The organism is Frankia gtarii, from assembly GCF_025403375.1.
GTDB classification, from domain to species: Bacteria; Actinomycetota; Actinomycetes; order Frankiales; family Frankiaceae; genus Frankia; species Frankia gtarii.
On sequence record NZ_JAMPTM010000297.1, the window covers coordinates 1 to 7,934 of the forward strand.

The following is a 7,934-nucleotide window of genomic DNA, read 5'->3' on the forward strand; positions in this document are numbered from 1 at the left end:
CCCCGCATCCTCCCCCCGGTCGGCCTCCTCGCCCCGGTCGGCCAAACCGGCGATGGCCGCGCCGGCGCCGTCGCCGGGGCGGGCGTAGCGCAGGTCGACGCGGCGGCCGGCCCACACCGCCTCGGCGAGCGTGGCCAGGTGCGGCACGGCCTCCGCTCGGTGGAACCAACCGGGCGCGTCGAGCAGGAACCGCTGGCGGACCTGCCCCGCCTGGACGCGAGGCCGCGGCGGCAGCGTGGCGAGAACCTTGGTGCGCGCGGCCGCGGCGACCGAGGCGAGCCCCAGCCCGCCGAGCACCTCGGGCCCCGCGCCGAGCAGCAGCAGCGCCGCCGCCTCGTCGCCGGTGAGCCCGTCGAGGCTGGTGCGCCAGCCGTCCATCAGCCGCACCCCGCCGGCCCGGCCCGGCTCGGTCCACAGCGGCACCCCGGCGTCCTGCAACGCGGCGATGTCGCGGTGCACCGTGCGGACGGACACCTCCAGCTCGGCGGCCAGCTCCGCCGCCGTCGCCCGCCGTACGGCCTGCAGGTGCAGCAGCAACGCGGTCAACCGACTCGATCGCACCCCGCGATGCTAGGCCGGAAACCATGACGGAGGATGGCAGGGTTTCCGGCGCAGGATGGCCCGGTGACGACCTCCACTACCTCCACGACCTCCTGGCGCGACTTCGAAACCGCCCACCCCGCCCTCGCCGACACCGTCCGCACCCGGTTCGAGGCATTCCGCCATCACATCCTGGCCACGATCCGCGCCGACGGCTCCCCGCGCACCAGCGGCATCGAGGTCACGTTCCGCTCCGGCGAGCTGTGGCTCGGCAGCATGCCCGACGCCCGCAAGTCCCGCGACCTGCGCCGCGACCCCCGCTTCGCGCTGTCCGCCAACCCCGGGCCGGGCACCGACATGGCCGGCGGCGACGTCCGGATCGCCGGCCTCGCCCGCTGGGTCGACGACCCGCGGACCCTCGCCCTGTTCGCCGAGGAGGTCCAGCCCCCCGAGCCATTCGACCTGTTCCGCGTCGAGCTCACCGAAATCGTCCGCACCACCGTCGACGAACCCGCCGAGGAAATCGTCCTGACAAGCTGGCGCCCCGGCTACCCCGCCGTACGCCTCCAGCGCCGCGGCAACGGCACCGCCACCATCCAGGAAAGCTGGGCCGAAGCAAACGCCTGACCTGTGTCCGTTCCAACCAGGGCGGGTGGCCGGACAGATGCTGCCGCTGCAGCGGTCGTCATAAATCCGGAGCTATTTGCTGAGGCGCTGACGATGTCGGCATCCTACGGGCGACCACCGACGGCGAGGTGTAGCGGTCTGATCGCCCTTGCTCACCGGCCGGCTGATACTTGTGTGCGCAGGACCATCACCGCGTCCCGGCAGAGGAGCCTCGCACTATGAAGTGGAATGGGATCGGCCTGGCGCTGTTCTCCCTCACCGTGCTACCCGCGGGACTGGTTATGGCCGCCGGTCGGGCGCCCCGCCGCCTGCACGCCCGACTGGCACCGGTACGCCCCCGAGGCTGGGCCCTGCTTCTGATCTACTCCGCAGCACCCCTCAACGCGATCCCTCCCCTGGCCGACGCCTCCCCCACCGCGACTCGCGTCTGCACCGCAACCGGCAGCCTCCTGTGCCTCGGCGGCAGCCTGCTACTGGGCATCGCCACCCACCGACACCAGAGCCGCGCCATCGACAGACCCCGGTCGGCTGGTTGACCGTCCGGTGCGAGGTACGCGGACCACCCTCCCAAGATGATCATTTTTGGTGCAGGATAAGCGAGAGCCGCAGCAGAATCGACCATGGTAGCTCGACCCGGCAAACTCATACGGAGAAAAGAAGTTGCCGTGACCACCGGCTCCGGCCCAGGGTGTTCCGATGATGATTCGCCGGGAGGCCGCCGGGGATGCGGCAGCGATCCGTGTTGTGGTGGGGGCGGCCTTCGCCCGAGCGGGCGAACCGCTGGTCGGTCTGCTCGGTGACCCGGGCTTCTACTCCCGTTTCGGTTTCCGTCCCAGCGATGAATGTGGCATCTCCGCACCGCGACCTGAGTGGGGCGCGCATTTCCAGGTACGGACCCTGACCGCGGGCGGCCCGTCGCCACGCGGACGGTTCACCTATCCCGAGGCCTTCGACCGGACGTGATCCGGCTCGGAGAAGGTCCCCACGGCGAGACCGGATATGCCGGGAACATCCGGTGCTTTCCTCGCCATGGACCGGATGACCGTGACCATCATCAGCCAGTCATTCCAGCAGGCGAAGCAGTCCGGAAGCAGCTCCGTCGGCGGTAAGGCATCGCGCTGGCCTGGGGACACCCGCAGACCGAACCCGAACACTGGTCGCTCGCCATCCTGTACTCGGACCCGACCGTGCTGGGCGGCCTGCTGGCCGATCTGGGGACCTCGGCGGACGCGATCGAGGTTCCGTCAGGCCGCGGGGGCACGTCAACATCGTTGATTATCATGGTGGCATCGACGACATCGAGGAAGAGCAGTCGGGTGGGACGGAGCATGGCGATGAGCCCGCGCCGCCCGAGGGCCCGGCGCGCGAGGACAGTACCGGCGAGGACAGCGGCGGCGAGGACAGCGATCCCCCGGCCGACGGGGCGAGGCAGGCACGCACGCGGCGGTCACGGCGGACGCCGCGGGGGACGTTGTCGCGGGAGGTGCTGATGGCGGCGGCGATGGAGGTCGTTGACACCAACGGCGCGGGGGCGTTCAGCATGCGGGCGCTGGGCGGGTTCCTCGACTGCGACCCGACGGCGATGTACCGGCATTTCGCCACCAAGAACGCCCTGCTCGACGCGCTCGTCGACAACGTCGTCCGGGACGGGGTCGCGGACCTGCCGGAGACCGACGATCCGCGCGCCGACATCCGGGCGAACTTCCGCCAGCTACGCTTGTCCCTGCTCGCCCACCCGACACTCGCCCCGCTGGTGCTGCGCCGACCGCCGGGCATGGGCGCCTACTGGGAGCGCTCCGACCACGCCGTCGCCCAGCTACACCGCGCCGGCATGGACCCGGCGGACGCGGCGAACGTCTACCAGACGCTGCTGTTCTACACCCTCGGCCACACCCTGTCCGAGGCCCGCCAGCTCGCCCGCGCGGTGGAGAAGGAAGGCGCGGGCGCCCGCGGCGGCCCGGTGGCGGCGGTACGGCCACCGGCGGAACTCCATCCGGACCTGTCCGACGTCGCCCCGCACCTGCGCGAGGACAACGAGGCGCAGTTCCTCGCCGGACTCGACCTGATCCTGCGCGACCTACCCCGATAGTCGGCGTCCGCGCCGCGCCGAGCCCTCACCCACAGGGGGTACCCCATGGCGGGTACTCTCCGACACAGTATTGCTACGGTACGAGCGTGCCCGTGGCCCCGAGCCGCCCGTGCGAAACGCCCCGGATTCTCACGGTGGGCCTCCGCGGTGCCACCCACGGGTAACTACGGACGGTGAACACCGCCGGTCCGCCGGTGGGAACGGATCGGCGGACCGCTGGAGCGGCGCTGGCGGCGGGTCGAGCGACCGGTGCCGCGGGCAGACCTGATCACGACGGGACGAACCGAAGACGACGAGATCGGAGCACCGGATGAGGTTGCTCGACGGGCGGTCCATGGCCGCCGAGATCGGCCGGTACGTGATCGACGAGGCCGAGCGGCTGATGCTCGCCGGCAAGACACCGACCCTGGCCGTGGTCCTGCCGAACGAGGATCCGGCCGCCCGCTCCTACACCCACATCATCGAGCGGACCGCCGGCAAGGTCGGGGTCCGTTGCGAGCCGCACGAGGCCACCGCCGGCCCGTCGGCGCTACTCGACACGGTCGACGCGCTGGCCGCCGACCCGCTGGTCGACGGCATCATCGTCCAGACGCCGCTGCCGGCCGGGGTGAGCTCCCGGGAGGTCGGCGAGCACATCCCCGTCGCCAAGGACGTGGACGGGATGAACCCGGAGAGCCTGGGCCGGCTCGCCCTGGGGCTGCCGGGCTTCGCCCCGGCGACCGCCGCCGCGGTGGTGGAGATCCTCACCCGCGCCCGCATCCCGATGGCCGGCGCCCGAGTGTGCGTCATCGGCCGCGGGCCGGTCGTCGGCAAGCCCGTCTCGCTGCTCCTGCTCGCCGAGAACGCGACCGTCACCGTCTGCCATTCCCACACCAAGGATCTGGTGACGATCGCCCACGAGGCCGACATCATCGTGGCCGCGACGGGGGTCGCGCGCCTCATCGGCGCCGGGTTCGTCCGGCCGGGGGCGACGGTCATCGACGTCGGCACGGCGGTCACCGACGCCGGCCAGGTCGGCGACGTCGACGCCGCGGCCATCGCGCCGGTCGCCGGTGCCCTCACGCCCGTGCCGGGCGGCGTCGGCCCGGTGACCACCATGCTGCTGCTGCGCAACACGATCCGAGCCGCCCGCGCCGACTGACGGACGGGACGGACGGCCGGCACCGGGTCGCCCACGCCGGAGCTGCTCACGCCGGGGCGCACAGCGGGTCGGCGAGGCGGACCCGGTTGCGCCCGTCGGCCTTCGCCCGGTACAGGGCGGTGTCGGCGCGGGCGATGAGCTCGGACAGGTCGCCGGCCGTCCCGTGATGCGTCGCGACGCCCACAGACACGGTGACTGACAGCGGGGGCCGCCCGTCCAGGCGGCAGCGGGTGGCGGCGACCTGGCGGCGGATCCGCTCGGCGATGTCGACCGCGTGCTCCCGCCCCACCTCGGTGAGCAGGATGACGAACTCCTCCCCACCGAAGCGGCCGACGAGGTCCCGCGGCCGGGCGGCGGCCCGCAGCGTGTCCGCGACGGCGAGCAGGATGACGTCTCCGATGAGGTGGCCGAAGCGGTCGTTGACCCGTTTGAAGTGGTCGATGTCGACGAGCAGCACCGACAGCGGCCGGCCGGCGCGGGCCGCCCGGTTGATCTCACGCTCGGCGACCTGGCGCCAGTAGGCGGCGTTGGCGAGCCGCGTCTTCGCGTCCGAACGGGCGGCGTGCAGCAGGTCGGCGTGCAGCAGGCTGCGTTGCAGCAGCAGTACCGGCGGGGTCACGGCCAGCATGAGGAAGGGGCTCGCCGCCCACAGCACCGCCACCACGATCGCCGAGCAGATCTCGACGGCCCGCGCCGGCACCGGCTCGCGGCCGAGCCGAGACGCTCGCGCGGGGGGCCCGGCCGGGCGGTGGACGTCGGCTCCGGGCGGGGCGCCCCCGAGCCAGGCGTCGAGGCCGTCGCCCCGGCCCGCTCGGGCCATCCCCACCCCGGGCAGGCTGGCGACCAGCGGATACACGGCCACGGCGGACAGGAACGCGGCTGCCGCGGAGCCCGAGCCGACCAGGCCGTCGACGGTGAACGGTCCCCTGGTCGGGCTGAGCAACAGGTGCACGCTCGACGCGCAGAAGCCGGCGATGCCGAGCGCCGCGGCGTGGAACATCCGCAGGTGCGGCGGGCGGACCGGGTCGGCGCGGCCGGCGAGCCAGCACAGCGGCACCGCGATCACCGTCGGGTAAAACGGCGGCAGCAGCACGGCCACGGCCACGGTCCAGGTGGCGAGCAGGTCGTGGCGGGCCGCGGGGAAGACGGTGAGGTCGGCCCCCAACCGCCCGGAGACCACCACCGCGAATCCGCCGAGGGCGACGAACGCGGCGAACGCGAGCACGTCGCCCCAGCGCGGCCGCAGCCCGGCGATCGCGACGCCGACCAGCACAGCCCAGCACAGGGTGACCCCCACGACCCGGCGCACGACGGCCCGCGGCGCGCACCACAGCGTCCAGTCTCGCCCGACCAGCCGCGGCAGCACCCGGTGGCGCCGCCGGGGCGATCCGTCCCCACCCGCCCGACCGTGGTGGGCCCGGTCCGCCGGCCTGCGGTCGTCGCCGGAACCACTGACCCCGGGGAGGGCAAGGCCGGCCATGCGCAGCGCCGGTGGACAGGCCGCGGGCAGGCGCGGATGGACCCGCGGGTCGCGCACCCGCACCCGCAGCCGTTGCCACGCCCGGCGGGCGCCGCCCAGCAGTGCGCAACCCGGGCGGCGTTGGAGTCGTAGGCGTAACGGCATTGGCGGATGGCCTTCCTCGTTCTCGTCCACGGCCGTAGTCGGCCGGAACCGCCCGGTGAATCCAACCTCGTCGTTGCTACCCACAGTGAATCATTGAGAACGAAGAGTACGAAGCCGTTCGCGCCATTCGCAACCAGTGCAATGGCGCGGCTAACTGCTCGGGAGCGGCGGCCGGCCGCCTTTTCGCGCCGCGACGGGCCGGGAACCCGTTCCGGAAATGGCATCTGACCTGCGACGACGAATGCAGCGGCGAAAGGGTCCACGCCGAGGCCCACGGGCCGGCATCCACTGCGCGACGCCCGCGGAGAGACCACACACGACACGCCCGGGAAACGGTGTCGCTCCCCGCCCGGGACCAGCGACAGCCGAGCCGCGGACCAGTCGAAGACCAGTCCTCCACCCGGCTGCCCGGACCGGCGGTCCGGGTTGACTGGTCCGGGTTGGCTGGTCCGGGTTGACTGGTCCGGGTTGGCGGTCCGGGATCGGTGGCGGCGCGCTCAGGTGGTACGGGCGACCGCCTCGACCATCGCGGCGGTCAGCGCGGCCACGTCCGCCGGCGTCGTGATGAACGGCGGCATCGTGTAGACCAGCCGGCCGAAGGGCCGCACCCAGACGCCGAGCTCCACCAGCAGCGGCTGGATCACCGCCATGTCGACCGGCTCCCGCGTCTCGATCACGCCGATCGCGCCGAGCACCCGCACATCGGCCACGCCCGCCAGCTCCGCCGCCGGGGCGAGTCCCACCGCGAGCCCCGCGGAGATCTCGGCGACCCGCGCTCGCCACGGCGAGGACAGCAGCAGCTCGACGCTGGCGTTCGCGACCGCACTCGCCAGCGGGTTGCCCATGAACGTCGGGCCGTGCATGAACGCTCCGGCGGGTGAATCGGACACGCCGGCGGCCACCTCGTCGGTGCACAGCGTGGCGGCCATCGACAGGTAACCACCGGTCAGCGCCTTACCCACGCACATGATGTCGGGGCTGATCCCGGCGTGGTCGCAGCCGAACAGCTCCCCCGACCGCCCGAAGCCGACGGCGATCTCGTCCGCGATGAGCAACACCCCGTGGTGATCGCACAGCTCCCGCACCCGGGCGAGCCACCCGGGCGCGTAGAAGCGCATCGCCCCGGTGCCCTGCACGACCGGTTCGAGGATGACCGCAGCGACCTCGTCGGCGTGCCGGGCGAGCAGCCGCTCGAATTCAGCGACGTCGGCGTCCTCGCACGGCTCGTCGTAGGCGCAGGTCGGTGCCGGGGCGAACAGGTGACGAGGCAGGAGCTGGCTGAACAGGTGATGCATCCCGGCATCCGGGTCGCAGACGGACATCGCGCCGGAGGTGTCGCCGTGGTAGCCGCGCCGGATGGTCAGCAGCCGGGTCCGCTCGGGCCGACCCCGGCCGGTCCAGTACTGCACCGCCATCTTGATCGCGACCTCGACGGCGACGGACCCCGAGTCGCAGAGGAACACCCGGCGCAGCGGCTCGGGGGTGATCTCCACCAGGGTCTCGGCGAGTCGCACCGCCGGTTCGTGGGTCAGGCCGCCGAACATCACGTGCGACATCGACGCGAGCTGCGTGCGCACCGCCTCGTCGAGCACCGGGTGACGGTAGCCGTGGATCGCCGCCCACCACGACGACATCCCGTCGATCAGCTCGCGGCCGTCCGTCAGCGTCAGGCGCACTCCGGTCGCGGACGACACGGCGAACAGCGGCCCCGTCGCCGATGCCGAGGCGTAGGGGTGCCAGACGACCCGCCGGTCCCGCGCCACAAGATCGGCCCCACCCGGCCAGCTCGTCCCGCCCGTCGACGGGAGTTCCGATGACGGCGAGGCTGGCACGGCGGCGACGGCGGAGGATGGGTTCACCCCTCCCACTCTGGCCCATCGGCGATGCGGGTGGCCGTTCAGGACGCTCGAGCC

The 7,934-nt window shown here is 72.9% G+C and carries 8 protein-coding genes; 5 read left to right on the top strand and 3 right to left on the bottom strand.

The features are described from left to right. A partial coding sequence (locus NBZ83_RS27420) for a helix-turn-helix transcriptional regulator (RefSeq protein ID WP_261576077.1) occupies positions 1-561 on the bottom strand: 561 nt, incomplete at its 3' end. Positions 562-594: 33 nt separating this feature from the next. On the opposite strand from NBZ83_RS27420, the gene NBZ83_RS27425 reads away from it, so the two are divergent. The 5 genes from NBZ83_RS27425 to NBZ83_RS27445 all read left to right on the top strand — a co-directional run bounded on the left by NBZ83_RS27425 (position 595) and on the right by NBZ83_RS27445 (position 4,397). Next, entirely contained in the window at positions 595-1,167 is a 573-nt protein-coding gene (locus tag NBZ83_RS27425; RefSeq protein ID WP_438803143.1) for a pyridoxamine 5'-phosphate oxidase family protein, read from the top strand. A 218-nt stretch (positions 1,168-1,385) separates the two neighbouring features. After that, on the top strand, positions 1,386-1,703 hold the full coding sequence (locus tag NBZ83_RS27430) for a hypothetical protein (protein ID WP_261576078.1): 318 nt from the start codon (positions 1,386-1,388) through the stop codon (positions 1,701-1,703). A 160-nt stretch (positions 1,704-1,863) separates the two neighbouring features. After that, positions 1,864-2,130 (top strand): GNAT family N-acetyltransferase, encoded by a 267-nt coding sequence (locus NBZ83_RS27435; protein WP_261565948.1) that lies wholly within the window; start codon positions 1,864-1,866, stop codon positions 2,128-2,130. A gap of 526 nt (positions 2,131-2,656) precedes the next feature. Then, a complete protein-coding gene (locus NBZ83_RS27440; protein WP_261565946.1) occupies positions 2,657-3,256 on the top strand; it encodes a TetR/AcrR family transcriptional regulator in 600 nt (199 codons plus the stop codon). Positions 3,257-3,566: 310 nt separating this feature from the next. Then, positions 3,567-4,397 (top strand): bifunctional 5,10-methylenetetrahydrofolate dehydrogenase/5,10-methenyltetrahydrofolate cyclohydrolase, encoded by an 831-nt coding sequence (locus NBZ83_RS27445; RefSeq protein WP_261565944.1) that lies wholly within the window; start codon positions 3,567-3,569, stop codon positions 4,395-4,397. 46 nt (positions 4,398-4,443) lie between these two features. On the opposite strand, the gene NBZ83_RS33475 is transcribed toward NBZ83_RS27445, so the two are convergent. Together NBZ83_RS33475 and bioA are read right to left on the bottom strand one after the other, a co-directional pair. After that, on the bottom strand, positions 4,444-6,105 hold the full coding sequence (locus NBZ83_RS33475; RefSeq protein ID WP_261565941.1) for a sensor domain-containing diguanylate cyclase: 1,662 nt from the start codon (positions 6,103-6,105) through the stop codon (positions 4,444-4,446). A gap of 413 nt (positions 6,106-6,518) precedes the next feature. Further along, a complete protein-coding gene (gene bioA, locus NBZ83_RS27455; RefSeq protein ID WP_261566005.1) occupies positions 6,519-7,784 on the bottom strand; it encodes an adenosylmethionine--8-amino-7-oxononanoate transaminase in 1,266 nt (421 codons plus the stop codon). Positions 7,785-7,934: the final 150 nt, after the last annotated feature.